Source organism: Rhodopseudomonas palustris (genome assembly GCF_007005445.1).
Lineage (GTDB): Bacteria > Pseudomonadota > Alphaproteobacteria > Rhizobiales > Xanthobacteraceae > Rhodopseudomonas > Rhodopseudomonas palustris_G.
Map to the genome: position 1 here is coordinate 1923686 of NZ_CP041387.1, position 25308 is coordinate 1948993.

The following is a 25308-nucleotide window of genomic DNA, read 5'->3' on the forward strand; positions in this document are numbered from 1 at the left end:
GACCAGCTTGGCGGCGGACGCTAGTGGTAAACCGGCGAGTCTGCTCCGCGGCGGCCAGCCCGGGGTTTCCCTGATACCGTTCGGTTCCCAACTCCGGCCGCATTGCGCATGATCGACATTCTCAATCTCGCCCTGCCGTATTTCGGCCTGATCTTCGTCGGCTTCGCCTGCGGCCGTCTCAAGAAGCTGCCGGAGCAGGGCCTGGTCTGGATGAACTTCTTCCTGGTCTACGTCTCGCTGCCGGCGCTGTTCTTCCGGATCATGTCGAAGACGCCGTTCGAGGAGCTCAACAACCTGCCGTTCATATTGGCGACGACGCTGGCCACGGCGATCGCGTTCTTCCTGTCCGGCCTGCTCGGGCGGATGATCGGCAAGTTGTCGATGCGCGAGGCGACGATGGCGGCGCTGTCGGGCGGCTACGGCAACATCGGCTACATGGGGCCGGGCCTGGCGCTGTCGGTGCTGGGCACCCAGGCGGCGGCGCCGACCGCGCTGATCTTCTGCTTCGACACGATCTTTCTGTTCTCGATCGTACCGCTCGGCATGGCGCTGACGGCGGCCGACAAGCGGCCGATGCTACCGACCATCCTGGCGGTGCTGCGGGAGATTTTGCTGCACCCGCTGATCGTCGCCGCCTATTGCGGAGCCGCGGCGGCGGCTTTCCATGTCGAGCCGCCGGTGGCGCTCGACAGGATGCTGGCGTTCCTCCAGAACGCCGCGGCGCCGGTGGCGCTGTTCACCCTCGGCGTGACGGTGGCGTTGCGGCCGTTCGGCCGGGTTCCGTGGGAAATTCCGAGCCTGGTGGCGGTGAAGCTGCTACTGCACCCGGTGATCGTGTTCGGCTTGATTCTGGCGTTCGGGCCGTTTTCGCCGGAATGGGCCGCGACCGCAGTGCTGATGGCGTCACTGCCGCCGGCGCTGAACGTGTTCGTGATCGCCCGGCAATATAATACCTGGGTCGAGCCGGCGTCGGTCGCCGTTCTGATCGGGACGTTCGTCTCGGTGGTGACGCTCACCACCGTGATGTGGCTGATCCGGACCGGGCAGATCCCGTTTCCGGGGTAGGGGCGTCAGATCGAGCGCCAGAACGGCGACAGCCCCTCGCGCATTGCGAACCGGCGCAGCGGGCCGACCGAGCCGAGCACGTGCATCCCCGCCGCCCGCAGCATCTGCACCGGCAGCAGGCCGCTGAGCAGGGTGCGGTTGGCGATGTCGATCGCGGCGGTGCGGCTGGCGATGTCCGGGCCGCGGCTGCGGCCGTAGCGTGCCAGCACCGCATCCGAGCCGATATCGGCGCCGCTCTCGATCGCTTCACGGACGATGTCGGCGAGGTCGCCGGCGTCGCGCAATCCCATGTTCAGCCCCTGCGCCCCGATCGGCGGCACCACGTGAGCGGCCTCGCCGACCAGGGCGATGCGATGCTGCGCGTAAGCGGCCGGCTTCTCGATCGCCAGCGGAAACAGATTGCGGCCGGGCTCGACGGTCATCTTGCCGTAGATCGACTGCGACTGCTTTTCGGCGGCTGCCGACAGCTCGTCGTCGGACAGCGCCATCAGCCGCTGCGCCTCCTTCGGCGCCGCGACCCAGACGATGCTCATGCGCTTGCCGGGCAGCGGCACGAACACGCACGGGCCTTCCTCGGTGTGAAACTCGGTCGAGACATTGTCGTGCGAGCGTGTGGTCTTGACGTTGAAGGTCAGCGCCGACTGGTGCAGCGCCCGGCTGCTCACTTTGATGCCGGCGGCTTCGCGGCACTGCGACTGCCGCCCGTCGGCTCCCACCACCAGCGTCGCCGACAGCGTCATGCCGCCGCGCAGCCGCACCACCGCCTCGTCGTCGCCCGGGACGACGCTGTCCGCTTCGTCGTCGAAGCGCTCGAGGTTGGACAATTCGGCGGCGCGCTCTTCGAGTGCGATCAGAAGGGTGCGATTCTCGATGTTGTAACCGAAGGCGTCCATACCGATCTCTTGGGACGCGAACTTGACCTCAGGCGCCCGGATCAGCCGCCCGGTATCGTCGACCAGCCGCATCGCCCGCAGCGCCGCGGCCTTTCCCGAGCAGCGCCGCCACACGTCGAGCCGGTCCAGGATGTCGATCGAATCGCCGAGCAGGGCCGTGGTGCGGTTGTCACCGTAGGGCGCTCGCCGAGCCACCAGAGCGGTGATCGCGCCGCTGTCGGCGAGCGCGATGGCGGCGGTGAGGCCGGCGGGGCCGCCGCCGACCACGATGGCATCATAGCTGTTGGGTTCGAGCAGGCTCTGGGTCATGCCGGGACAATTGCCCCGGCCTGCGCCGATTTCAAGTCCGCCGCGAAACATTAACGTTTCTGACCGTTTGCGCGACCGAACGCCGCAACGAAATTGTGCAGATTGGCCGCCAAACTGATATGCACGACGTTCGATGACACCGCAGGACGCTCCGCCACCACCGCCCGGATCGCGCTCACGTCGCGCTGCTGCTCTGGGCGTGCACGTGTTGACGGCTGCCGGGGCGGCGATCGCGCTTCTGGCGCTGCTGGAAGGGGTGCGCCAGCATTGGGCGGCGATGTTCGCCTGGCTCGGGCTGGCGCTGCTGATCGACGCGATCGACGGCCCGCTGGCGCGGCGGCTCGACATCGCCCGGCTGCAACCGCAATGGTCGGGCGAGGTGCTCGATCTGGTGGTCGACTTCCTCACCTACGTGTTCGTGCCGGCCTATGCCATCACCGCGAGCGGTCTGCTGTTGCCGATCGCGGCGCCGGTGCTCGGCGTCGGCATCGTCGTCAGTTCGGCGATGTACTTCGCCGATCGCCGGATGAAGACCGAGGACAACCACTTCCGCGGCTTTCCGGCATTGTGGAACGCCGCGGCGTTCTATCTGTTTCTGCTGCACCCGCCGGCGATCGTCGGCAGTCTCGGAATCGCCGTCTTGATCGTCCTCACCTTCGTGCCGTTTCGCGTCGTGCATCCTGTGCGGGTGGCACGGCTGCGCCCGCTGACCCTGACGCTGACCGCGCTGTGGGCGCTGCTTGCCGGCTACACGCTTCTGCGTGACTTTGAAGTTGTTGCCCCGGTGACGATCGCTCTGTGCGCGATCGCGCTGTATGTCGGCTGCGCCGACACCGTCTTCCGCTTGCTCCGACGAGACCCTCGATGATCGAACTGCTCTCCAGTCCAGAAGCCTGGGCCGCGCTGCTGACCCTGACGGCACTCGAAATCGTGCTCGGGATCGACAATGTGATCTTCCTGTCGGTCCTGGTGTCGCGCATCCCCGAGCCGCGCGCGACGCGAGCGCGGCAGATCGGCCTCGCCCTGGCCCTGATCTTCCGCCTCATCCTGCTGACATTGCTGGTCTGGCTGATCGGTCTCACCACGCCGGTGTTCAGCATCGCCGACAAGCCGTTCTCCTGGCGGGACATCATCCTGATCGCCGGCGGATTGTTCCTGATCGCCAAGGCCACCCACGAGATCCACAGCGAGGTCGAGGCGAGGGACCACGCGCCTGAACCCGGTCTCGCCGACCGGGCGTTCTTCTGGGTGATCGTGCAGGTCGTCATCGTCGACCTGGTATTTTCGATCGATTCGATCATCACGGCGATCGGGATGGCCCAGGACATCGAGATCATGGTCGCCGCCGTGGTGATCGCGATGGTGGTGATGTACATCTCGTCGGGGCCGGTGGCGCGGTTCGTCGCGGAGCATCCGACCACCAAGATGCTGGCGCTGGCGTTTCTGGTGCTGATCGGCGTGGCGCTGGTGGCGGACGGTTTCGCGTTCCACATCCCGCGCGGCTACATCTACTTCGCCATCCTGTTCTCGGCGTCGGTGGAGTTCTTCAACGTGCTCGCCAAGCGCAAGCGTGCGCCTCAGCGCTGACCGCGGAAGCCGTCGCTGCCGGCAGGTTGACAACACCCGGGTGATGGCTTTCGGTGAAGCTCACATGAGATCCGAGGGGACGACGATGACGAAGGCGGTGCGTGTACATCAGGTGGGCGGACCGGAGGTCCTGGTCTACGAGGACGTCGAGCTGCCGCCGCCGGGCGAAGGCGAGGTCCGGATTCGCCAGCACGCCGTCGGCCTGAACTTCATCGACGTGTATTTCCGCACCGGCCTCTACAAAGCGCCGTCGCTGCCGTTCGTGATCGGCAACGAAGCGGCCGGCGAGGTGGTCGCGGTCGGCCCGCACGTCACCAATTTCCATCCCGGCGACCGGGTCGCGTACTACGCGAATCTCGGCGGCTACGCCACGCAGCGCAACATCGAAGCCGCCAAGCTGGTGAAGCTGCCCGACCACATCACCTACGAGCAGGGCGCCGTGCTGATGCTCAAGGGCCTGACGGTGTGGTACCTGCTGCACAAGACCTTCAAGATCGAGCCTGGTCATCGCGTCTTGATCCACGCCGCCGCCGGCGGCATCGGTCTGCTCGCCTGCCAATGGGCGCGGGCGCTCGGCGCACACGTCATCGGCACCGTCGGCTCCAAGGCCAAGGCCGACCTCGCACTCGCCAACGGCTGCGATCACGTCATCCTCTACAACGAGGAGGATTGGGTGGCGCGGGTCAAGCAGATCAGCCGCAACGAACTGTGCGACGTGGTCTATGACGGCGTCGGCAAGGCGACGTTCCCGGGCTCGCTGAAATGCATCAAGCCACGCGGCCTGTTCGTGTCGTTCGGCAACGCCTCCGGGCCGGTGCCGTCGTTCCCGCTCGCAGAACTCAACAATCACGGTTCGCTGTTTGCGACGCGGCCGAAGCTGAACGACTATATCGGCACCCGCAAGGAACTGATCGAAGGCGCCGACACGCTGTTTTCAGCGGTGATCGAGGGCAAGCTGCACGTCCCGATCAACCACGCCTACGCGCTGAAGGACGCCGCGAAGGCGCATATCGATCTGGAAGGGCGTATGACGACCGGTGCTTCGATTCTGAAGCCGTAAGGTCGCACAACGTCACCCATACGAGCCGCCACCCTCCGCGAAAGCGGAGGGCCCAGTGTTCCGGAACGCTGGTGTAAAGCAATCAGCTCTCTGGAATACTGGGTCGCCCGGACAAGTGTTCAGCCCGGAGACATAGTCGACACGTGTTCGGAGACATGACCGACACTTTCCACGCCCGTCAAGTCGATGGTGGCGACTTGGTGGGCGGCGAAGAACACGCCGTATTTGCCGTCGGTGGAGAGCGGCCTGATGGCCAAGCGCTCTCCGGCGAAGGCTTGCGGCACCTTCCACAAACGACCTTTGAAGCTGACATAGGCCTTGGTTTTCGAGACGGATCGGACGATGTCGCGCTCATCGTATTCTGGAGTCGGCAGGCGGTCCGGTAGAGAACGCCGGCTCGGCTGGTAGCGATCAGCAGGCACCAGCTGGCCTAGCGACTCGTGAGGGCGCTCGAAGTTGTACACCTCGCGCCAGGAATCGAAGGCACGTTGCGCCTCGGCGAGGTCGCGCAAGGGCCGCAGCGCAAACACCTCGTCGTCCAGCGTGCGATGAAAACGCTCGTTCTTGCCGCGGCTCTGCGGGTGATAGGGACGACTACGGATCACCCTGATGCCGAGCTTGAGCAGCCACACAGAGAGCCATGTCCAGCGCTCGCCGGAACTGTCCGACCACGGCGAGCCGTTGTCGACGAAGATCGTGTCGGGCAAGCCGTAGTGCCGGAACGTCGTTTGCAGCCTGTCCTGCACGGTTTCGCCGCGCTGATCGGCGCAAGCCTGGAGGCACAGATCGTAGCGTGAGTGATCGTCCACCACGGTCAGCGGATGGCAGCGGACGTCGTTGCCGAGCCGAACCCAGCCTTTGAAGTCCATCTGCCAAAGCATGTTCGGCGCCGGCATCTCGAACCGCAGCGTCGCCGGTGGACCGCCGGCGGCAGGCTTGATCCGGCCGTGCCGGCGCAGGATCTCGTGGATCGTCGACACCGCCGGAGCGTGCTGTCCGGACCGGTCCATCGAGCTGGCGATCTTGCGCGCGCCCCATGCCGGATGCGCATCACGAACCGCCAGCACCTGGGCCTCACACGCCGCCGAGGTCTGCCGCGGGCTGTCCTGCGGCCGCCGCGACAGGTCGGCGAGATCACCTCCGGCCGCCCATCGCTCCAACCATTTGTAGCCGGTCGTCCAATGAATGCCGAACCGCCGGCACAGCTCGCGCCGGTTCGCCCCCTCCTGCATCGCAAGCCGTACGAACTCGCGTCTCTGATCCACTGCCGACACCTCACGCCAGGGCATGGACTTGGCCTCCAATCGCCAAATCCAGCCACTATGATGCGTCGACTATGTCTCCGAACACCCGTAGGTCATGTCTCCGGGCTGAACAACAAGCCGGGCGATGACCTGCGTGTGTGTAGTCGCTGTTGCTGCTCAGAACCCCGCCACCGTGCCGTGCAGATCATACGCGTCGGCGCGGTCGATCTTGGCGGCGACGATTTCGCCGATGCGCAAGGGGCGACGGCTCGACAGATAGACGGCGCCGTCGATCTCCGGCGCGTCGGCCTTGGAGCGGCCCTTGGCGACGGTCGGGCCGATCTCGTCGATGATCACCTGCTGACGGGTGCCGACCTTGCGCTTCAGCCGCCGCGCTGAGATCGCCTGCTGCCGCGCCATCAGCCGGTTCCAACGCTCCTGCTTGACCTCGTCTGAAATCTGATCGGGCAGCGTGTTCGACGGCGCACCGGCGACCGGCTCGTATTTGAACGCGCCGACGCGATCGATTTCGGCTTCATCGAGCCAGTCGAGCAGGAATTCGAAGTCGCGCTCGGTCTCACCGGGAAAACCGACGATGAAGGTCGAGCGCAGCGCCAGTTCGGGGCAGATCTCGCGCCAGCGCTTGATGCGGTCGAGCGTCTTGTCCTGTGCGGCCGGGCGCTTCATCTGCCTGAGCACTTCGGGGCTGGCGTGCTGGAACGGGATGTCGAGATAGGGCAACACCTTGCCGTCCGCCATCAGGCCGATCACCTCGTCGACATGCGGATACGGATAGACGTAGTGCAGCCGCACCCAGGCACCGAGTTCGCCGAGCTCGTTGGCCAGATCGAGGAATTTGGCGCGGACGGCACGATCCTTCCACGGGCTCTCGGCGTACTTCACATCGACGCCGTAAGCCGAAGTGTCCTGCGAGATCACCAGCAATTCCTTGACGCCGGCGGCGACCAGCTTCTCGGCTTCGCGCAGCACGTCGCCGGCCGGGCGTGATACCAGATCGCCACGCAGCTTCGGGATGATGCAGAAGCTGCAGCGATTGTTGCAGCCCTCGGAGATCTTCAAGTAAGCGTAGTGCCGCGGCGTCAGACGCACGCCCTGCGGCGGCACCAGATCGAGGTGCGGGTTGTGCAGCGCCGGCCGGGCGCGATGCACGGCGTCCAGCACGCTTTCATATTGCTGCGGACCGGTGATCGACAGCACGCCGGGATAGGCGGCTTCGATCTGCTCCGGCTCGGCGCCCATGCAGCCGGTGACGATCACCTTGCCGTTCGCCGCCATCGCTTCGCCGATCGCCGCCAGCGATTCCTGCTTGGCGCTGTCGAGGAAGCCGCAGGTGTTGACGATCACGAGGTCAGCGCCGTCGTGCTTGCGCGCCAGCTCGTAACCCTCGGCGCGCAATCGGGTGATGATGCGCTCGGAATCGACCAGGGCCTTGGGGCATCCGAGCGAAACAAAGCTGATCTTGGGCGCGGCGGCCTGCTGCATGGTCGAACTGCCTGGATTGGGGTGCGAGAGGAGCTAAACCGGATCGGCGGCGCTGACAAGGCGGCTCGGAACCGAACCGGCGAGAAGATTGCCCTTCGGCGGGGTTCCGGAAGAGACGAATTTTGCCGGTTCCCGGACCCGGACAGCGCCGCCTTTGTTATTTCGGCGGCCGTCTTGCGGCGGAGGCGGTCAGGCCTTTCTTGTTCCTCGGAACCAGGAGAACGGACCGTGCGAAACCAGCCTCATCCGCACTCGGCGACGACACCACAACGGCTTTGGTCGTGGTCGTCGTTCGCGATCGATATTCACGTCCTGATGCTCGGCGCGGCCCTCGGGTTGATCGGTGCGATCGTGATCGCGGCGCCGCATCTGCGGCTGTCCTGAACGGCGTCCGGATAGTTAGTCGTGCGAGCCGCTGCCGGCCTGGGTTCGCACGAAACGCGCCGCGGGAGCGAGCGCTGAATTCGCGAAATGCCGGACGATCACGCTGGCGAGCGCCTCTGCCGCAGGATTGGCACTCCGCGCCGAGCGGTACAGCACCAGATCGACCTTGGGCAAGGCCGGGAAGGTGTCGCCGCGGCCGAGCACCCGCATCCCCGGAAGCACCGAACTCTTGCCGACGACGCTGACGGCGATGCCGGCGAACACGGCGGCCTGAATGCCGCTGATGCTCTCGCTGATACAGCTCAGCCGCCAGATCCGGCCGATGCTTTCCAGCGCGGCGAGCCCGAAGTCGCGAAAGATGTTGCCTGGCGGCAGCATCGCCAGCGGCACCGGATTTTCGAGGTGGACCGAGCCACGCTCCGACGTCACCCAGACCAGATCCTCCTGCGCGACCAGCTCTCCGACCTTGAACGCGGGCATCCCGGTGACGATCGCAAGATCGATTTCGGCTTTCTCGACCGAAGCCATCAGCTTGCTGGACAGCGCGCATTTCAGCTCGACATCGACGTTGGGATAGGCGCTGCGAAAATCCGACAGGATGCCGGGTAGCAGATAGGCGGCATACAGATCGGGCATTCCGAGAACGACCGCGCCGTCGAGCTTTGGCGCAGCGAGGCGGGCGCGTAGTTCGTCCTGCAGGCCCATGATGGTGCGCGCATAGCCGAGCACCAGCTCACCGTGATTTGTCAGCACCAGCCTGCGCCCGACCTTGGTGAACAGCGGAGCCCCGGTTGCTTCCTCGAGCCGGTTGAGCTGCAGGCTGACAGCCGGCTGGGTCCGGCCCAATCGCCGCGACGTTTCGGAAAAACTGCCGGTCTGAACCAGCACGATGAAGGTCTGCAGCAGGCGGAGGTCGAGCGGTGCGAGCATCGTTCTATTAAGCCAGCTTATAAAACCGATATAAACAATAAATTTCTGATGTTGTTGCGTCGCACCTACAGTGGCTTGCCGGGATCAGCAGCGAGGAAGCCATGCACAACACCACCAGACGCCACTTCATCCGCCTCGCGGTGACCGCGACCGCACTTGCCGCCACCAGCCTGACGGCGCTTGCGGAGGATCGCGTCATCAAGGTCGGAACGTTGAAGCTCATTCACGGCATCACGCCGTATTTCTACGAGAAGTTCGTGCCGGCGGGCGTCAAGGTCGTGGTGGTGCCGTTCGAGAGTCCGACCGACGGCAAGAACGCCGTGGCCACCGGGTCGGTCGATTTCGGCATCTTCGGCCTCGCGGCGGCGACGCTCGGCGGTGCCAATGGCGAGCCGGTGGTGGTGGTCGGCGCCGCCTGCAACCGTGGCATGGCGATCGTCGCCGGCAAGGATTCCGGCATCGCCAGCATCAAGGATCTGAAGGGTAAGAAGGTCGCGATCTGGCCGGGCTCGACCCAGGAGGTGGTGATCCTCGACCGGCTGGCCGCCGAAGGCATGACGATCAAGGACATCCAATCGGTCCGCGTCTCGTTCAGCGACATGGCGCCGGCGCTGGCGCGCGGCGACATCGACGCCTATGTCGGCGCCGAGCCGGCAGCAGGTATCAGCCTCGCCAGCGGCGTCGGCAAGATCGTCGAGTATCCGTACTCGACGCCGACCGGTTCGCTGAACATGGTGCTCAGCACCCGGCGCGAACTGATCGAGAAAGATCCCGAACTGATCCGCACGCTGCTGAAGGTGCACCGCAAGGCCAGCGAATACGCGATGAGCAACCGCGACGCGTTCGTCGAGATGGCGATGCAGAAGCTCGGCCAGCAGAAAGCCTCGATCGAGCAGGCGGCACCGAACGTCGAGCTGACCTGGAACATCGACGATCAGTTCCTGAAGCAGGCGCAGTATTACGGCGCCCAGATGCTCGACAAGAAGCAGATCCGGCAGTTGCCCGACTACAAGACCTTCATCGACGCAAGCTTCATCAAGGCGATCTCGGCGTCGTGAGCAACCGATGAGCCTGCAAAGCACGGTCTCCTCGTCCGCCATGGGCCCTCCCTCGATGACCAGGACTTCCGCCGCACCTGCGCGCGGCGGATGTCGTCCCCCCGGCAAGCTCGCAGCCAGGCTACGCGCCACAGCCCTCGCGCTGATCGTGCCGCTCGGCCTGCTGCTGGCGTGGGACTTGATGGTGCGCTGGACCGGGACGCGGTTGGTTCCGCCGCCATCCGGCGTCGCGACGATGATGTGGGATTTCGCCTTCGGAGGAATCTACGACGACGCCTACAGCGCCAGCCTGCCGATCCACTTCTGGAAATCGGTACAGCGGGTGTATGGCGGCTTCTTTCTGGCTGCGCTGATCGGAATTCCGCTTGGGTTGATGATCGGACGGATTCCGCTTTTGCGCGCGTTGCTCGATCCGACGCTCGCACTGCTGCGGCCGATCCCGGTCACCGCCTGGCTGCCGCTGTCGATGATCTTCTTCGGCCTTGGGCCGAAGTCGGCCGTGTTCCTGGTCTTCCTCGGCGCGTTCTATCCGATCCTGCTCAATACCGTGTTCGGGGTGAAGTCGGTCGATGTCCGGCTGTTCGAGGCCGCCGGGATGCTCGGCTGCAACGGGCCGCAACTGTTCAGATCCGTCGTTCTGCCGGCGGCGCTGCCGAGCATCTTCAACGGTCTGCGGCTCGGCGCGTCGTTCGCCTGGATCCTGATTGTGGTCGGCGAGATGACCGGCGTGCCGGAAGGTCTCGGCGCCGTGATCATGGACGGCCGCACGCTGTCGCGCACCGATCTCGTCATCACCGGCATGATCATCATCGGCATCACCGGATTCCTGTCGGATCGCATCCTGGTGATGCTCAGCAACTACTTCCTGCGCTGGAGTCCGCAGCACCATGCTTGATCAAACCACCAATCGTGACGCGCCGCCGGTGATCCTGGAGGTGAGCGGGCTGAACAAGATCTATCACGCGTCCAACGGGCCGGTGGAGGCGCTGCGCAGTGTCGATCTGACGGTGCGCAAGGGCGAGTTCGTCTGTCTGCTCGGCGCTTCGGGCTGCGGCAAGTCGACCCTGCTGCGGATCATCGCCGGCTTCGAGACGGCGACGCAGGGCTCGGTCGGCGTGTACGGTTGCGAGGTGCGCGGTCCCGGCCCGGACCGCGGCATGGTGTTTCAGGACTACGCGCTGTTCCCGTGGTTGACGGTGCGGCAGAACATCGGGTTCGGGCCCAGCCATCGCCGGGTCGCGCCGAAGGAGGTCGACAAGCTCACCGAGCGGTTCATGGCGATGGTCGGGCTGACGGCATTCGCCGACCGCTATCCGCACCAGCTCTCCGGCGGCATGAAACAGCGTGTGGCGATCGCCCGCGTGCTCGCCAACGACGCCGACATTCTGTTGATGGACGAGCCGTTCGGTGCGCTCGACGCGCTGACCCGCGCGGCGCTGCAGGAGGAGCTGATCGAGATCTGGCGGACCACCAAGCTGACCGTGATCTTCGTCACCCATTCGGTCGAGGAGGCGGTGCTGCTCGCCGACCGTGTCGTGGTGATGAGCTCGTCGCCGGGCCGGATCGATCGAGATGTTGCGATCGAGCTGGCTCGCCCGCGCGATGTCGCCTCGGTGGAGTTCAATGCGCTTCGGCGCAGCATCACGCAGCAACTCACCAGCCATGTCGGCGCCGGCCGCAAGGTTGCAGCGACGGCGGATTCCTGAGTGACCGTTTCAGCCTCCCACGCTTCGCGATCGGTCTATCGCGGGATGGATCGCACCGCGCTCGACGCCGCCTACAACAACAGCGCAGCGGTGGTCGACAGCCCGCAATGGCTGGATCGCTGGCGCGACCGCAGCGACACGCGCCGCGCGGGGGCGGGAGCGCGGCTCGATATCGCCTATGCGGATCGCGAGCGGACCTCGCTGGACTATTTTGGCTCCGGCGAAACGGGCGCGCCGCTCCTGGTGTTTCTGCATGGGGGCTATTGGCAGCGCAATTCCAAGGAGATGTTCTCCTTCGTGGCCGATGGACCGAACGCCCACGGCATCGACGTCGCCGTGGTCGGCTACACGCTGGCGCCGGCGGCGCGGTTGTCGGACATCGTCGCCGAGGTCGATCTGGCGCTCGATGTACTGGCTGCCGACACCGAGCGATTTAGCTTCGACCGGCGCAAGCTGGTGGTGAGCGGCTGGTCCGCCGGCGGACATCTCGCCTCGGTGGCGAGCGCGCACGCCGCGGTCCGTGGCGCGGTGTGTATCAGCGGCATCTTCGATCTCGAGCCGATTGCGCTGTGCTATCTCGATGAGGCATTGCGGCTGGATCGGCAGGAAATCGAGATCCTCAGTCCGATCCGGCGCACACGTCTCGGCATGGCGCCGCAATCGCTGCTGGTCGGCGGCGACGAACTGCCCGAATTGCAGCGGCAATCGCTGGACTATGCCAACGTCGCCGCGCGGGCAGGATTGCCGGTCGCTCTGCGCATTCTGCCGCGGCATCACCACTTCTCCATTTTAAACGAATGGAGCGCCGATGGCACGCTGACCGCCGAGCTGCTGACGCTGATCGGGACGTAGCGCGGATCGCGAGCGTCAGGCTCCGGCGAACGGCGCGACGGTGATGCCGCTCGCTTCGAGCTTCCGGCGGACCCCGCGGGCGATCTCGACCGCGCCTTTGGTATCGCCGTGGATGCAGACGGTGTCGGTGCGCATCTTGATCACCTTGCCGGTCACCGAGACGACGGCGCCGTCCTGCGCCATCCGCAGCACGCGTTCGGCAATTTCATCGGGGTCGTGCAGCACCGCGCCGGGCTTCTTGCGCGACACCAGATTGCCGTCGTCCTCATAGGCCCGATCGGCAAACACCTCGTGCGCCAGCGGCAGGCCGGCGGCTTCGCCCGCCAGCATGAGTTTGGAGTTCGCCAGCACGACGAACACCAGCGACCGATCGACGGCCTTGATTGCCGATGCGATCGCGCGCGCGGTCATGTCGTCTTCGCAGGCGACGTTGGACAGCGCGCCGTGTGCCTTGACGTGGGTGACCTTGTGGCCGGCAAGGGTGGCGACCGCCTGCAGCGCGCCGATCTGATAGGCGACGAGGTTTTCGATCTCGGCCGCGGTGATCCCCGGCACCGGGCGGCGGCCGAAACCGTGCAGGTCGCGGAAGCCCGGATGCGCGCCGATCGCGACGCCGTTCTGCTTCGCCAGCTTCACGGTCGCGTGCATGATGTCCGGATCGCCGGCGTGGAAGCCGCAGGCGATGTTGACGCTGGTGGCGATCTGCATCATCGCCGCGTCGTCACCCATCTGCCAGACGCCAAAGCCTTCGCCGAGGTCGCAGTTCAGATCGATCTTCATCCCGATTGGTCCCGTCGTCGGATTCGATTACTCCGCCGTCAGCGCGTCGATCGCGGTGCCGGCGACGTTGGCGGTGAGCAGCGCGTCGAGGTCGATGGTGGCATGCTGTGCGTCGCGCAGCCGGTCGGGCAGCGAGCGGATCAGCCTGGCCATGGCGCGGTAGGCGCCCTGCGCGTCTTCGACGCTGACCGCCCCAAAGCGGAACGGCCGCCCGGGCTGGCGCTGCGCCAGCCGGCCGAGATCGGCCGAGATCACCGTGGCGATTTTCGGATAGCCGCCGCTGGTGCCGCGATCGGGCATCAGCACGATCGGCTGGCCGGAGCCGGGCACCTGAATGCTGCCGTCGACCGTGCCGTCCGAGACGATGTTGTGGCCGTGCAGATGCGAGATCTGCGGACCATCGAGCCGATAGCCCATCCGGTCGCTGGTCGCCGAGACCGTCCATGCGCCGGAGAGCAACGTCTCCACCGCATCGCCGAACTCATCGTCCTGCGGACCGAGCACGACCCGGATCGGCGTATCCTGTTGCCCCGGCAGATCGAGGCGGCGCTCGACCGCTCGCGCCGCACACTTGACGGCGATGGTATCGCCGGCCTGGAACGGCCGCGGGTAGGGGCTGCCGAGACCGGCGCGCGCGTTGACGGCGAGACTGCCGAACATCGGCTCGCCGCGGACGCCGCCTTCAATTCCCAGATAGCTGAATACGCCGCCGCGGGCGACTCCTACGGTGAGGATCTGGCCGTCGGTGAGCGTGAAGGATTCGTTGAACGCCAGCGGCGCCCCATCGATCGCGGCGGGGCGCTCGGCGCCGGTCAGCGCCAGCCGCACCGCGCCGTCCCGGACACTCAGTTTCGCGCCGAGCGGGCCGAGTTCGATCGCCGCCGCGAACGCGTTGTTGCCGACGAGCACGTTGGCCGCGGCAAGCGACAGCCGGTCCATCGCGCCACTGGGTGGCAGGCCGTAACGCTGCGCGCCGTGGCGTCCGCCGTCCTGCACCGAGGTGGCCGGGCCGACGCTGTCGATCACAAGGCTCGTCATGCGCTCAGCAGGTCCGCGACGATTTCGCCGTGAGAGGCCGCATCTTCGCGGTCGGCGAATTCCTCGGCGTCGATCTGCGCGAAGCTGATCGCATCGCCGGGCTCGAGCAGAAAGATCGGCTCGCGATGCAACTGATAGGTTCGCACCGGCGTGCGGCCGAGCAGGTGCCATCCGCTCGGTCCGGCAAGGCACTGGATTCCGGCCTGGATGCCGCCGACCGAGATCGTGCCGGCCGGGGTGTGCAGCCGCGGCGCCTGCCGCCGAGGCATCGCCAGCGCCGGATCGAGGCCCGACAGATACGACCAGCCCGGCGTGAAGCCGATCATCGCGACCCGATAATCGCCGGCGGCGTGACGCGCTGCCAGCGCGTCGGGCGTGATGTTGAGCGCACGGGCGGCATCCTCCAGATCGATACCGTGTTCGCCGCCATAGCACACCGGAATCCGCCAGCGCCGTCCGGCGATCGTCGCGTCGTCGTCGGGCGCTTGCGCCAGCGAGACGAGTTGATCGGACAGCGCGCCGAAGCCGACCGTCTCAGGATCGTAATGCACCAGCAGCGATCGATAGGTCGGCACGGTTTCGACGATACCAGCGACCGGACTCTGCTTCAGCCTGCGATCGAGCGCGAGCACGCGGCGGTTGGATTCGTCGCTGATGTCGCGGCCGAACTCGACGGTGATTGCGGTATCACCGTTCGGCAGCAGTCGTGGAGGCGGGGTGGTCATCCGGTAACGATCTCACAAAGCTACCGGCTCCGATAGCGCGTTTTCCGGCGCGGTGAAAATCACTTCGCGACGATCGCGCTGCCGATAAGTCGATCCCGGCAGAGGTGATAAAATGCGATGATCGCCATGCGCCGCACTGGGCTGTCGATCGCAGGGTTGCGTCTTGACGCGGCAGTCGCGGCCCGCAAGATGCGCCGACAATCACTGGAGCTCTCCCTTCATGTCTCTGACCCCGGAAGCCGTCGACATCCTGTCGCGCGTTTCGACCGCGACCATCACCACGGTGCTGCTGAAGAAGGGGCTCCGCAACGTCTGGCTGCGCGGCGCGCGGCCGCTGCGGCCGGGCGCGACGCGGCTGGTCGGCGAGGCGTTCACACTTCGCTTCGTGCCGGCGCGCGAGGATCTGGCGACGCCGGAGTCCTGGGCTTCGCCGATCTCGACCCGTGCCGCGATCGAGGCGATGCCGGAAGGCTGTATCGCCGTGGTCGACGCCATGGGCATCAAGGACGCCGGCATCTTCGGCGACATCCTGTGCGCCCGCATGGTCAAGCGCGGCATCAAGGCGCTGATCACCGACGGCGTGGTGCGCGATCTCGAAGGCGTGCTCGGCACCGGACTGCCGGTTTGGTGCGACGGTACTGCGGCGCCGCCGTCAGTCGCCGGCCTGACCTTCGTCGGCTGGGACCAACCGATCGGCTGCGGCGGCGTCGCGGTGTTTCCGAAGGACGTCATCGTCGCCGATCAGGACGGCGCGGTGCTGATCCCTCAGGCGCTGCTCGACCACGTGCTCGCCGAAGGGCCGGAGCAGGAGCGGATGGAAGGCTGGATCGTCGAGGAGGTCAACAACGGTGCGGTGCTGCCCGGCCTGTATCCGATGAACGCGGAAACCAAGGCGCGCTATGCGGCGTTCAAGGAGAAGGCCGACAAGACCTGAGGAGCGTTGGCGATGGACATCTTCGCGGCCGGCTGGCGCCCGACCCAGCGGGCGCCCAAGGAGTATTTCACCGGCACGGTGTGGCAGGACCCGATCGTCGCCGCACCGGCGCCGGCAAGGCTGGCCGCGACCCGGGTGGCGTTCGAACCCGGCGCCCGCACTGCTTGGCACACCCATCCGCTCGGCCAGACGCTGTACGTCGTGACCGGCGTCGGCCGGATTCAGACCGAAGGCGGTCCGGTGCGCGAGATCCGCGCCGGCGACGTGGTGTGGATTCCGCCCGGCGAAAAACACTGGCACGGCGCCTCGCCGACCAACGGCATGACCCACGTCGCGATGCAGGAGGCGCTGGACGGCAGTTTCGCCACCTGGATGGAGCAGGTCTCCGACGACGACTACGCCGTCGCGCCGTCCGCCTGAGATCCGCGGCCGCCGCCGATCAGAATCCTCAAAACCGCCGGTTTCTCCGCCGATGGGACCCTTTCCCGGCGGGTGGGGACTCGGTATGAAGGGCGCTTCGTTGCAAGGTCGCGGGCGTTGAGGAGAACATGATGGCAGCCAAGACGAAATTTCGGGGGTCGTTTACCGCCTTGGTCACGCCGTTCAAAAATGGCGCGCTCGACGAGCAGGCGTTTCGCAGCTTGGTGAACTGGCAGATCGAGCAGGGCACCCACGGCCTGGTGCCGGTCGGAACCACCGGCGAGAGCCCGACGCTGAGCCACGAGGAACACCACAAGGTGGTCGAGTGGTGCATCGAGGAGGCCAAGGGCCGGGTGCCGGTGATTGCCGGCGCCGGGTCCAATTCGACCCGCGAAGCCGTCGAACTGGCCCGCCACGCCGAGAAGGCCGGCGCCGATGCGGTGCTGGTGGTGACGCCGTACTACAACAAGCCGACCCAGGAAGGCATGTATCAGCACTTCAAGGCGGTGAACGACGCGATCGGAATTCCGATCATCATCTACAACATTCCGCCGCGCTCGGTCGTCGACATGTCGGTCGACACCATGAGCCGGCTGTACGAGCTCGACAACATCGTCGGCGTCAAGGATGCGACCGCCAATCTCGGCCGGGTGTCGCAGCAGCGCCACGCGATGGGCCCCGATTTCATTCAGCTCTCGGGTGAGGATATGACGGCGCTGGCCTATATGGCGGCCGGCGGTCACGGCTGCATCTCGGTGGTGTCGAACATCGCCCCGAAGCTGTGTTCGGATTTGATGGGTGCGGTGTTCGCCGGCGACTATCCAGGCGCGCTGAAGATCCAGGACCGCCTGGTGCCGCTGCACGACGCCGTGTTCAAGGAGCCGGGCGTCGCCGGCGCCAAGCACGGCCTGACGCTGCTCGGCCGCATTCAGGAAGAAGTCCGGCTGCCGCTGATGACGGTGACCGAACCGACCGGCAAGGCGATCCGTGCGGCGATGGTGCACGCAGGAGTGATCAACTGACAGGGAGCGCATGACCAGCACCGACTCCGTTCGCGACCTCGAGCAGAAGGGCTCGCGGCTTCTCAAGGAGTTTCGCGATTTCGCGATGAAGGGTAACGTCGTCGACCTCGCGGTCGGCGTCATCATCGGTGCGGCGTTCGGCGGGATCGTCACCTCGCTGGTCGGCGACGTGATCATGCCGATCATCGGCGCGGTCACCGGCGGACTGGATTTCTCCAACTACTTCACGCCGCTGTCGCAGACGGTCACCGCCAATACGTTGGTCGAGGCCAGGAAGCAGGGCGCCGTGCTCGCCTGGGGCAATTTCCTCACGGTGACGCTGAACTTCCTGATCATCGCGGCGGTGCTGTTCGCAGTGATCCGGTCGCTGAACAAGTTGAAACAGCGGGCCGAGGAGACCAAGGCGCCGCCACCGACCCCGACCCGGCAGGAAGAGCTGCTGACCGAGATCAGGGATCTGTTGAAAAAGGGCGCCGGCCCGTCGCCATAGGCGGCGATGGGGATCGCGCCGACAGGAATCGCCACCAATGGCCGAGAAGAACGAACGCGCGATCAAAGTGGTCGCGGAGAACCGCAAGGCGCGGTTCAACTACGCCATCGACGACACCATCGAGGCCGGGATCGCGCTCACCGGCACCGAGGTCAAGTCGATCCGCAACGGCAAGACCACGATCGCGGAGTCCTATGCGGACGCCCGCGGCAGCGAGATCTGGCTGATCAACGCCAACATTCCCGAGTATCTGCAGGCCAACCGCTTCAATCACGAGCCGAAGCGGCCGCGCAAACTGCTGCTGCATCGCAAGCAGATCAACAAGCTGATCGGGGCGGTCGAGCGTGAGGGCATGACGCTGATCCCGCTCAAGCTGTATTTCAACGAGCGCGGCCGTGCCAAATTGCAGCTCGCGCTCGCCAAGGGCAAGAAGCTGCACGACAAGCGCGAGACCGAAAAGAAGCGCGACTGGAATCGGGAGAAGGGCCGTCTGCTGCGCGCACGTGGCTGAGCGGGCGGTCGAACCGGAGAAACGGATGGCCAACCAGCCCAACATCATGGACGTCGATTGGAAGGCAATTCCGGCGCCGGTCGACGACGGCGACGCCGCGCATCTGCCCGGCACAGCGGTTCCGCCGATGGCTTTGCGAGCTACCGACGGTGGCAGCGTGACGCTGGCGGCTTTGACGGGACGCACCGTGGTGTTCGCCTATCCCCGGACCGGCGAGCCCGGCAAGATCGCCCCGGTCGACGACTGGGACATGATCCCCGGCGCGCGCGGCTGCACACCGCAGACTTGCGCGTTTCGCGACCTGTTCGCCGAACTCAAGGCGGCTGGAGCCGACCAGGTGTTCGGCTTGTCGACGCAGTCCACCACGTATCAGGCAGAGATGGCGAGCCGGCTGCATCTGCCTTTCGCCGTGCTCTCCGACGAGGCTCTGGAACTGACGCGCGCCCTGAATCTGCCGACCATGCAGGTCGCAGGCATGACGCTGATCAAGCGGATGGCGCTGATCATCGACGACGGCCGGATCAGCCATGTGTTCTATCCGGTGTTTCCGCCGGATCGGAACGCCGCCGACGTGCTGGAATGGCTGAAGGCCAATCGGCGCTAGTTAGCAGTCGCGGATCGCCATCCCCGTCATTGCTTCGCTTCGCTCCTCGCAATGACAATTCTTTCTGATCCGACTACGCGTCGAGATCAGCCCGGACCCGCGCGAACACGTCGCGAAACATCTTCGGCGTCAGCACGCCGGTGTTGGTGTTGTAGCGCGAGCAGTGGTAGCTGTCGTAAAGGCGCAGCCTGCCGGCCTCGTGCACGGCGCCGTGGCCGAACGGCGCCTGGGCGGCGCGCAGGCCGAGCGCCTTCAGCGTTGAATCGTGCGCGATCCGACCGAGCAGGACGATCGCGCGCAGCTTCGGCATGGCGTCGATCGTCGCGATCAGAAAACGGCGGCAGGTGTTGATCTCGACTGGCAGCGGCTTGTTCTGCGGCGGGACGCAGCGCACCGCGTTGCTGATCCGGCAACCGACCAGCCGCAGGCCGTCGTCCGGCCGCGCCTGATACTGGCCGCTGGCGAAGCCGTATTCGATCAGCGTGGCGTAGAGCAGGTCGCCGGCGTAGTCGCCGGTGAACGGCCGGCCGGTGCGGTTGGCGCCTTGCAGCCCGGGCGCAAGTCCGACAATCAGCAGCGACGCGTCAGTGTCGCCGAACGAGAGTACGGGCGCGTTGAACCAGCCCGGCTTGCGCGCGCGCGCCTCGCTGCGGAATTCAGCCAGGCGCGGGCAGAACGGACAATCGCGATCGGGGTCGGTGAGGGAGGTCGGGACGCGGGGCCCGGAGCCCCGCGCCAACGTCGTCATGGTCTCAGTCTCAGTCTTCGAAGTCGTCGGCGCCGGCACGCGACGCCAGAGCAGTGGACCGCTGCAGGAATTGCGGCGCGTGGTGACGCGGCTCGCGGGGTTCGCGCGGCGGCGGACGGTCAGCCGGGTCGCGGCCGATCTTGGATTGCAGCTCCACCAGATCGGTGAAGATGTCGGCCTGGCGGCGGAGTTCGTCGGCGATCATCGGCGGCTGGCTGGAGATCGTCGAGATCACGGTGACGCGAACGCCGCGGCGCTGAACGGCCTCGACCAGCGAGCGGAAGTCGCCGTCGCCCGAGAACAGCACCATCTGGTCGATGTGCTCGGCCAGTTCCATGGCATCGACCGCAAGCTCGATGTCCATGTTGCCCTTGACCTTGCGGCGGCCGGAAGCGTCGATGAACTCCTTGGTCGCCTTGGTGACGACGGTGTAGCCGTTGTAGTCCAGCCAGTCGATCAGCGGGCGGATCGACGAGTATTCCTGATCTTCGATGATCGCGGTGTAGTAAAATGCGCGGACCAAATTGCCGCGGCCTTGAAACTCCTTCAGCAGCCGCTTGTAGTCGATGTCGAAGCCGAGGGTCTTTGCGGTTGCGTAAAGGTTGGCACCGTCGATAAACAGCGCAATCTTGTTACTGGCGGAAGTGGACATCAAGATCTCTCACGTGTCTGTTGTCAGCTTCTTGGCGCAACGGAAATGGCTGCGCAGCTCAAGTCAATTTTTGCACGAATAGCCGTCGCGCTTGGCAACCGGCGCATCTTCAACCGCACGAAGCATCAGCCGGTACTCTATACTTTTCTTTCTGAAAAGAAGCCTTTTGTTGTCGGGCTCGTGTTCGCCCGAGCCGGCCGATGATTGGCCGTCCCCGAACAATGGGTGCATTATCAGAGTGGCGGTGATCGGCCAAATGACAAATTGCTGCTTGCGAAAGCGGTCTATGCCCTATAGGTAGCGGTCTAACCCCGATTTTGGTCCTATTGAACGGAGCGACTGGCCATGGCGCGCGTCACCGTGGAAGATTGCATTGACAAGGTCGACAACCGGTTCGACCTCGTGCTGTTGGCGGCTCATCGCGCGCGTATGATCTCGTCCGGCTCGCCGCTGACGATCGATCGCGACAACGACAAGAATCCCGTTGTTTCGCTTCGCGAAATCGCCGACCAGACGATTTCCCCCGAAGATCTCAAGGAAGAGCTGGTGCACTCGCTGCAGAAGTTCGTCGAGGTCGACGAGCCGGAGCAGGATACCGTTCCGCTGATCGGTTCCGCCGGTGCCAGTGTCGACGCCGACGACACCGAGGTCGCCATGGAGCGGATGACCGAAGAGGAGCTGCTGAAGGGTCTGGAAGGCTTGGCGCCGCCCGAAGAGCAGCCCGAGGAAGACGAATAACGATCGGTTGCGATCTCGCACATTTCCGTGATGCTTTGCAAAACGACCCGGATCTGATCCGGGTCGTTTTTTTGCATTTCGCTACACTCGCGGTCGGCTCAAAGGAATGCGGTGCGGCATTGCTGCCTTGACCTAAACTCTGCCGAAATCGCGTTTTTTCTGGCCGTTCAGGTTCCTTTCGTGGCACAACTCGTGTGACCCGCCACGCATGGACGAGGGGCCGGACGCAACAGGAATTGCTCTTGTTGCGGTGCAATAGAGGTTGTTGAAATGGCGTCAGGACGCCAGACTCCGAAGCAGATGGAGCAGGCGGGCGGAGCTGCCGCGATCGCCGAGCCGGCTGCCGCCGCCAAACCCAGATCCCGAGCCCGCATGATGCGGCAATACGATCTGGTGGAACGGGTACGATCTTACAATCCGAATACCGACGAGGATCTGCTCAACCGGGCCTATGTCTATGCGATGATGGCGCATGGCGAGCAGACCCGTGCCTCGGGCGACCCGTATTTCTCGCACCCGCTCGAAGTCGCCGCGATCCTGACCAACCTCAAGCTGGACGATGCCACCATCGTGGCGGCGTTGTTGCACGATACGATCGAGGACACCGAGGCGACCCGGACCGAGATCGACACCATGTTCGGTCCGGAAATCGGCGCGCTGGTCGAGGGCCTGACCAAGCTGAAGCGGCTCGAACTGGTATCGCGCGAGGCCAAGCAGGCGGAAAACCTGCGCAAGCTGCTGCTGGCGATCGCCGACGACGTCCGGGTGTTGCTGATCAAGCTGGCCGACCGGCTGCACAACATGCGCACGCTGGATTTCGTGCCGCCGGCGTCGCGTCAGCGCATCGCCGAGGAGACCCTCGACATCTACGCGCCGCTTGCAGGCCGCATGGGCATGCAGGAGATGCGCGAAGAGCTCGAGGATCTGTCGTTCCGTACTCTCGATCCCGAAGCCTTCACCGTTGTGATGCAGCGGCTCGACGCGCTGGCGGAACGCAACCGCAATCTGATCGGCGAGATCGAAACCCAACTCTCCGCCAACCTCGCTCGCCACGGCATCGCCGCCGAGGTCACGGGCCGTCGGAAGCGGCCGTTTTCGATCTGGACCAAGATGGAGCGCAAGTCGGTCGGCTTCGAACAGCTCTCGGACATCTACGGCTTTCGCGTCGTGCTCGACGAGGTCGAGGCGTGCTATCGCGCGCTCGGGGTCGTGCACACCACCTGGCCGATGGTGCCCGGCCGTTTCAAGGACTACATCTCGACGCCGAAGCAGAACGACTACCGCTCGCTGCACACCACGGTGATCGGTCCCGGTCAGCAGCGCGTCGAGCTGCAGTTCCGCACCCGCGAGATGAACCAGATCGCCGAATACGGCATCGCCGCACACGCGTTCTACAAGGACGGCGTCGGCTCGCCGACCGAGCTGCTCAATCGCGAGTCCAACGCGTTCGCCTGGCTCCGCCACACCATCGAGATGCTGTCGGAGAGCTCGAACCCGGAGGAATTCCTCGAGCATACCAAGCTCGAATTGTTCCATGATCAGGTGTTCTGCTTCACCCCGAAGGGCAAGCTGATCGCGCTGCCGCGCAAGGCCAACGTCGTCGACTTCGCCTACGCGGTACACACCGACGTCGGCAACAGCGCGGTGGGCTGCAAGATCAACGGTAAATTCGCGCCGCTGTCGTCGGAGCTGCAGAACGGCGACGAGGTCGAGGTGCTGACATCGCCGGTGCAGTCGGCGCCGCCGGCCGCGTGGGAATCGCTGGCCGTGACCGGCAAGGCGCGGGCGGCAATCCGCCGTGCGACCCGCGTGGCGATGCGCGATCAGTATGCCGGCCTCGGCCGCCGGATCGTCGAGCGTCTGTTCGCACGCGCCAAGATCGACTACGCCGACGACAAGCTGAAGGGGGCGCTGCCTCGGCTGGCGCGGGCTTCGGTCGAGGACGTGATGGCCTCGGTCGGTCGCGGCGAGATGAAGGCGTCCGACGTCGCCCGCGCGATGTATCCGGACTACAAGGAAGAGCGCATCGCGCGCTTCGGCGGCAAGAAGGACGCGTCCGACAAGGTGGTCGCCAAGTCGCCAGAGACCGGCAAGGTCGGCTCGGTGATTCCGATCGGCGGGCTGCATTCCGGACTGCCGGTGAAGTTCGCGCCGAACGGCGGCGCGGTGCCGGGCGATCGGATCGTCGGCATCGTGACGCCGGGCGAGGGCATCACCATCTACCCGATCCAGTCGCCGGCCTTGAAGGAATTCGAGGAAGAGCCGGAGCGCTGGCTGGACGTGAAGTGGGACATCGACGAGACCACGCCGCAGCGGTTTCCGGCCCGGTTGTTCGTGCAGAACGTCAACGAACCCGGCAGTCTCGCGCAGATCGCCGGCGTGATCGCCGAACACGACGGCAACATCGACAACATCAACATGAGCCGGCGCTCGCCGGATTTCACCGAGCTCACCATCGATCTCGAAGTCTATGACCTCAAGCATCTCAGCGCTATCATCGCTCAGTTGCGCGCCAAGGACGTCGTCGCTCACGTCGAGCGGGTCAACGGCTGAGGCTCGACGTGGTCCAGGTGGAGCCGAGATGCTATCCCCGTCATTGCGTGGGAAGCGAAGCAATCAAGGGCCAAGTATCCGAAGCTGGATCGCTTCGTCGCTTCGCTCCTCGCAATGACGATTGAATTGAAAGCTGCGAGTCTCAAGATGTCCAAAGCTCTTCCGCTGCGCCTCGGGGTCAACATCGATCACATCGCCACGCTGCGGAACGCGCGCGGCGGCCGCCATCCAGATCCGCTTCGCGCTGCGCTTGCTGCGATCGAGGCGGGTGCGGACGGCATCACCGCGCATCTGCGGGAGGATCGCCGCCACATCCGCGACGCCGACATGCAGCGTCTGAAGGCGGAAATCTCGAAGCCGCTGAATTTCGAGATGGCGGCGACCGACGACATGATCCGGATTGCGCTTCAGGTGCAGCCGCATGCGGTGTGCCTGGTGCCGGAGCGGCGCGAGGAACTGACCACCGAGGGCGGGCTCGACGTGATCGGTCAGCAGACTTCGCTGGCACCGGCGATCGCGCGCTTCACCGATGCCGGCATCCGCACCTCGCTGTTCATCGCCGCCGATCCGGCGCAGATCGAGACGGCGGCGAAACTGAAAGCGCCGGCGATCGAGATCCACACCGGCGCCTGGTGCGACGCGATCAACGACGGCGACGCCGCAACGGCGAATGCCGAATGGCAGCGGATCGTCGCCGGGGCGGCGCTGGCGCGTTCGGCCGGGCTCGAAGTCCATGCCGGCCACGGCCTCGACTACGCCACCGCCGAGACGATCTCGGAACTGCCGCAGATCGCCGAATTGAACATCGGTTTCTATATGGTTGGCGAGGCACTGTTCGTCGGTCTCGGCGAGACCGTCCGAGCGATGCGGGCGGCGATGGATCGCGGCCGCGCCAAGGCGATCGCCGCATGATCATCGGCATCGGCTCCGACCTGATCGACATCACCAGGATCGCCAAGGTCATGGAGCGGCACGGTGACCGCTTTCTCGATCGGGTGTTCACCGAGGCCGAGCGGGCGAGGGCGGGGCGCCGCAGCAAGAAGACCGAACTGGTTGCAGCCACCTACGCCAAACGGTTCGCCGCCAAGGAAGCCTGCTCCAAGGCGCTTGGTACCGGGATACGCCAGGGCGTGTGGTGGCGCGACATGGGGGTGGTCAATCTGCCCGGCGGACGGCCGACCATGGTGCTGACCGGGGGTGCCAAGGTCCGGCTCGACGCACTGACGCCGGCGGGCATGACGTCGCGGATCGACCTGTCGATCACCGACGAATGGCCGCTGGCTCAGGCCTTCGTGGTGATCTCGGCGGTCCCGGCGGGACTGCGCGAGGGCGGCCCGGCGGCCCCGTGACGCAGAAAAAGCGGCTGATTCGTCATAGCATTAGCGGGATTCGCCGCGACGTTTGATTGCGCCTGTCGCGACAACAGTCTAAAACCGCGCACAATCCCCAATGGGGGCGAGTCCTCGGCGAATGAGCGCCGGTCGTGGCGCTCTCCGTCGCCA

The 25308-nt window shown here is 65.5% G+C and carries 29 protein-coding genes; 20 read left to right on the top strand and 9 right to left on the bottom strand.

Annotated features, from left to right (window positions below; genetic code table 11):
* Positions 1 to 108 precede the first annotated feature (108 nt).
* Entirely contained in the window at positions 109 to 1065 is a 957-nt protein-coding gene (locus FLL57_RS08710) for an AEC family transporter (RefSeq protein ID WP_142882681.1), read from the top strand.
* A gap of 5 nt (positions 1066 to 1070) precedes the next feature.
* Here the strand turns inward: FLL57_RS08710 and FLL57_RS08715 are convergent, their stop codons facing one another.
* On the bottom strand, positions 1071 to 2267 hold the full coding sequence (locus FLL57_RS08715) for a UbiH/UbiF family hydroxylase (RefSeq protein WP_142882682.1): 1197 nt from the start codon (positions 2265 to 2267) through the stop codon (positions 1071 to 1073).
* Between the two features lie 133 nt (positions 2268 to 2400).
* On the opposite strand from FLL57_RS08715, the gene pcsA reads away from it, so the two are divergent.
* The 3 genes from pcsA to FLL57_RS08730 all read left to right on the top strand — a co-directional run bounded on the left by pcsA (position 2401) and on the right by FLL57_RS08730 (position 4914).
* Positions 2401 to 3135, top strand: coding sequence for a phosphatidylcholine synthase (gene pcsA, locus FLL57_RS08720; protein ID WP_142882683.1), 735 nt, complete (start codon positions 2401 to 2403; stop codon positions 3133 to 3135).
* Entirely contained in the window at positions 3132 to 3854 is a 723-nt protein-coding gene (locus FLL57_RS08725) for a TerC family protein (RefSeq protein ID WP_142882684.1), read from the top strand. Before pcsA ends, FLL57_RS08725 begins: the two co-directional genes overlap by 4 nt.
* 85 nt (positions 3855 to 3939) lie before the next feature.
* On the top strand, positions 3940 to 4914 hold the full coding sequence (locus FLL57_RS08730; RefSeq protein WP_013502534.1) for a quinone oxidoreductase family protein: 975 nt from the start codon (positions 3940 to 3942) through the stop codon (positions 4912 to 4914).
* 119 nt (positions 4915 to 5033) lie between these two features.
* On the opposite strand, the gene FLL57_RS08735 is transcribed toward FLL57_RS08730, so the two are convergent.
* Both FLL57_RS08735 and rimO read right to left on the bottom strand, forming a co-directional pair.
* Positions 5034 to 6203, bottom strand: a complete 1170-nt coding sequence (locus tag FLL57_RS08735; protein WP_142884189.1) for an IS481 family transposase — start codon at positions 6201 to 6203, stop codon at positions 5034 to 5036.
* A gap of 132 nt (positions 6204 to 6335) precedes the next feature.
* A complete protein-coding gene (gene rimO / locus FLL57_RS08740; RefSeq protein ID WP_142882685.1) occupies positions 6336 to 7661 on the bottom strand; it encodes a 30S ribosomal protein S12 methylthiotransferase RimO in 1326 nt (441 codons plus the stop codon).
* 228 nt (positions 7662 to 7889) lie between these two features.
* Here rimO and FLL57_RS23300 point away from each other — a divergent pair, with 228 nt between their 5' ends.
* Entirely contained in the window at positions 7890 to 8045 is a 156-nt protein-coding gene (locus FLL57_RS23300) for a hypothetical protein (protein WP_185966203.1), read from the top strand.
* A gap of 15 nt (positions 8046 to 8060) precedes the next feature.
* Here the strand turns inward: FLL57_RS23300 and FLL57_RS08745 are convergent, their stop codons facing one another.
* Positions 8061 to 8975 carry a LysR substrate-binding domain-containing protein gene (locus FLL57_RS08745; RefSeq protein ID WP_047307288.1) on the bottom strand — a complete coding sequence of 305 codons (915 nt, stop codon included), beginning with the start codon at positions 8973 to 8975 and terminating at the stop codon, positions 8061 to 8063.
* A 101-nt stretch (positions 8976 to 9076) separates the two neighbouring features.
* On the opposite strand from FLL57_RS08745, the gene FLL57_RS08750 reads away from it, so the two are divergent.
* Genes FLL57_RS08750 through FLL57_RS08765 form a run of 4 tightly spaced genes read left to right on the top strand, consistent with a single transcriptional unit; the run spans position 9077 to position 12591 of the window.
* Positions 9077 to 10033 (top strand): ABC transporter substrate-binding protein, encoded by a 957-nt coding sequence (locus FLL57_RS08750; RefSeq protein ID WP_142882686.1) that lies wholly within the window; start codon positions 9077 to 9079, stop codon positions 10031 to 10033.
* A gap of 55 nt (positions 10034 to 10088) precedes the next feature.
* On the top strand, positions 10089 to 10928 hold the full coding sequence (locus FLL57_RS08755) for an ABC transporter permease (protein ID WP_433962613.1): 840 nt from the start codon (positions 10089 to 10091) through the stop codon (positions 10926 to 10928).
* On the top strand, positions 10921 to 11739 hold the full coding sequence (locus tag FLL57_RS08760) for an ABC transporter ATP-binding protein (protein WP_142882688.1): 819 nt from the start codon (positions 10921 to 10923) through the stop codon (positions 11737 to 11739). The genes FLL57_RS08755 and FLL57_RS08760 overlap by 8 nt, the downstream gene beginning before the upstream one ends.
* A 45-nt stretch (positions 11740 to 11784) precedes the next feature.
* Positions 11785 to 12591 carry an alpha/beta hydrolase gene (locus FLL57_RS08765; protein WP_433962619.1) on the top strand — a complete coding sequence of 269 codons (807 nt, stop codon included), beginning with the start codon at positions 11785 to 11787 and terminating at the stop codon, positions 12589 to 12591.
* A gap of 15 nt (positions 12592 to 12606) precedes the next feature.
* Here FLL57_RS08765 and FLL57_RS08770 read toward each other — a convergent pair whose 3' ends face one another.
* The 3 genes from FLL57_RS08770 to pxpB are packed head-to-tail and all read right to left on the bottom strand — an operon-like array spanning position 12607 to position 15134.
* Positions 12607 to 13371: a LamB/YcsF family protein gene (locus FLL57_RS08770; RefSeq protein ID WP_142882690.1), complete on the bottom strand. Its 765-nt coding sequence runs from the start codon at positions 13369 to 13371 to the stop codon at positions 12607 to 12609.
* Between the two features lie 27 nt (positions 13372 to 13398).
* The gene (locus FLL57_RS08775) at positions 13399 to 14409 is read right to left on the bottom strand and encodes a biotin-dependent carboxyltransferase family protein (RefSeq protein ID WP_142882691.1); all 1011 of its coding nucleotides are present in this window, start codon (positions 14407 to 14409) and stop codon (positions 13399 to 13401) included.
* The gene (gene pxpB, locus FLL57_RS08780) at positions 14406 to 15134 is read right to left on the bottom strand and encodes a 5-oxoprolinase subunit PxpB (protein WP_142882692.1); all 729 of its coding nucleotides are present in this window, start codon (positions 15132 to 15134) and stop codon (positions 14406 to 14408) included. The genes FLL57_RS08775 and pxpB overlap by 4 nt, the downstream gene beginning before the upstream one ends.
* Positions 15135 to 15354: 220 nt before the next feature.
* On the opposite strand from pxpB, the gene FLL57_RS08785 reads away from it, so the two are divergent.
* The 6 genes from FLL57_RS08785 to FLL57_RS08810 all read left to right on the top strand — a co-directional run bounded on the left by FLL57_RS08785 (position 15355) and on the right by FLL57_RS08810 (position 19115).
* A complete protein-coding gene (locus FLL57_RS08785) occupies positions 15355 to 16068 on the top strand; it encodes a ribonuclease activity regulator RraA (RefSeq protein ID WP_142882693.1) in 714 nt (237 codons plus the stop codon).
* A gap of 12 nt (positions 16069 to 16080) precedes the next feature.
* Positions 16081 to 16488 carry a (R)-mandelonitrile lyase gene (locus tag FLL57_RS08790; protein WP_142882694.1) on the top strand — a complete coding sequence of 136 codons (408 nt, stop codon included), beginning with the start codon at positions 16081 to 16083 and terminating at the stop codon, positions 16486 to 16488.
* A 131-nt stretch (positions 16489 to 16619) separates the two neighbouring features.
* Complete coding sequence (gene dapA / locus FLL57_RS08795; protein ID WP_013502522.1) at positions 16620 to 17510, top strand: 4-hydroxy-tetrahydrodipicolinate synthase; 891 nt, start codon at positions 16620 to 16622, stop codon at positions 17508 to 17510.
* Positions 17511 to 17520: 10 nt separating this feature from the next.
* Positions 17521 to 18000: a large conductance mechanosensitive channel protein MscL gene (gene mscL / locus FLL57_RS08800; protein ID WP_013502521.1), complete on the top strand. Its 480-nt coding sequence runs from the start codon at positions 17521 to 17523 to the stop codon at positions 17998 to 18000.
* 37 nt (positions 18001 to 18037) lie between these two features.
* Complete coding sequence (gene smpB, locus FLL57_RS08805) at positions 18038 to 18511, top strand: SsrA-binding protein SmpB (RefSeq protein ID WP_013502520.1); 474 nt, start codon at positions 18038 to 18040, stop codon at positions 18509 to 18511.
* 25 nt (positions 18512 to 18536) lie between these two features.
* Positions 18537 to 19115: a peroxiredoxin gene (locus tag FLL57_RS08810; protein ID WP_142882695.1), complete on the top strand. Its 579-nt coding sequence runs from the start codon at positions 18537 to 18539 to the stop codon at positions 19113 to 19115.
* A gap of 73 nt (positions 19116 to 19188) precedes the next feature.
* On the opposite strand, the gene FLL57_RS08815 is transcribed toward FLL57_RS08810, so the two are convergent.
* Positions 19189 to 19863, bottom strand: a complete 675-nt coding sequence (locus tag FLL57_RS08815) for a uracil-DNA glycosylase (RefSeq protein WP_142882696.1) — start codon at positions 19861 to 19863, stop codon at positions 19189 to 19191.
* A 10-nt stretch (positions 19864 to 19873) separates the two neighbouring features.
* A complete protein-coding gene (locus FLL57_RS08820) occupies positions 19874 to 20515 on the bottom strand; it encodes an NYN domain-containing protein (RefSeq protein ID WP_013502517.1) in 642 nt (213 codons plus the stop codon).
* A 45-nt stretch (positions 20516 to 20560) separates the two neighbouring features.
* Here FLL57_RS08820 and FLL57_RS23305 point away from each other — a divergent pair, with 45 nt between their 5' ends.
* The 5 genes from FLL57_RS23305 (at position 20561) to acpS (ending at position 25155) form a co-directional block, all read left to right on the top strand.
* Positions 20561 to 20719, top strand: a complete 159-nt coding sequence (locus tag FLL57_RS23305) for a hypothetical protein (protein WP_155413257.1) — start codon at positions 20561 to 20563, stop codon at positions 20717 to 20719.
* A gap of 141 nt (positions 20720 to 20860) precedes the next feature.
* A complete protein-coding gene (rpoZ, locus tag FLL57_RS08825; protein ID WP_013502516.1) occupies positions 20861 to 21253 on the top strand; it encodes a DNA-directed RNA polymerase subunit omega in 393 nt (130 codons plus the stop codon).
* 270 nt (positions 21254 to 21523) lie between these two features.
* Entirely contained in the window at positions 21524 to 23806 is a 2283-nt protein-coding gene (locus FLL57_RS08830; protein ID WP_142882697.1) for a RelA/SpoT family protein, read from the top strand.
* A 147-nt stretch (positions 23807 to 23953) separates the two neighbouring features.
* A complete protein-coding gene (locus tag FLL57_RS08835; RefSeq protein WP_013502514.1) occupies positions 23954 to 24718 on the top strand; it encodes a pyridoxine 5'-phosphate synthase in 765 nt (254 codons plus the stop codon).
* Positions 24715 to 25155, top strand: a complete 441-nt coding sequence (gene acpS, locus FLL57_RS08840) for a holo-ACP synthase (protein ID WP_142882698.1) — start codon at positions 24715 to 24717, stop codon at positions 25153 to 25155. The genes FLL57_RS08835 and acpS overlap by 4 nt, the downstream gene beginning before the upstream one ends.
* Positions 25156 to 25308 lie beyond the last annotated feature (153 nt).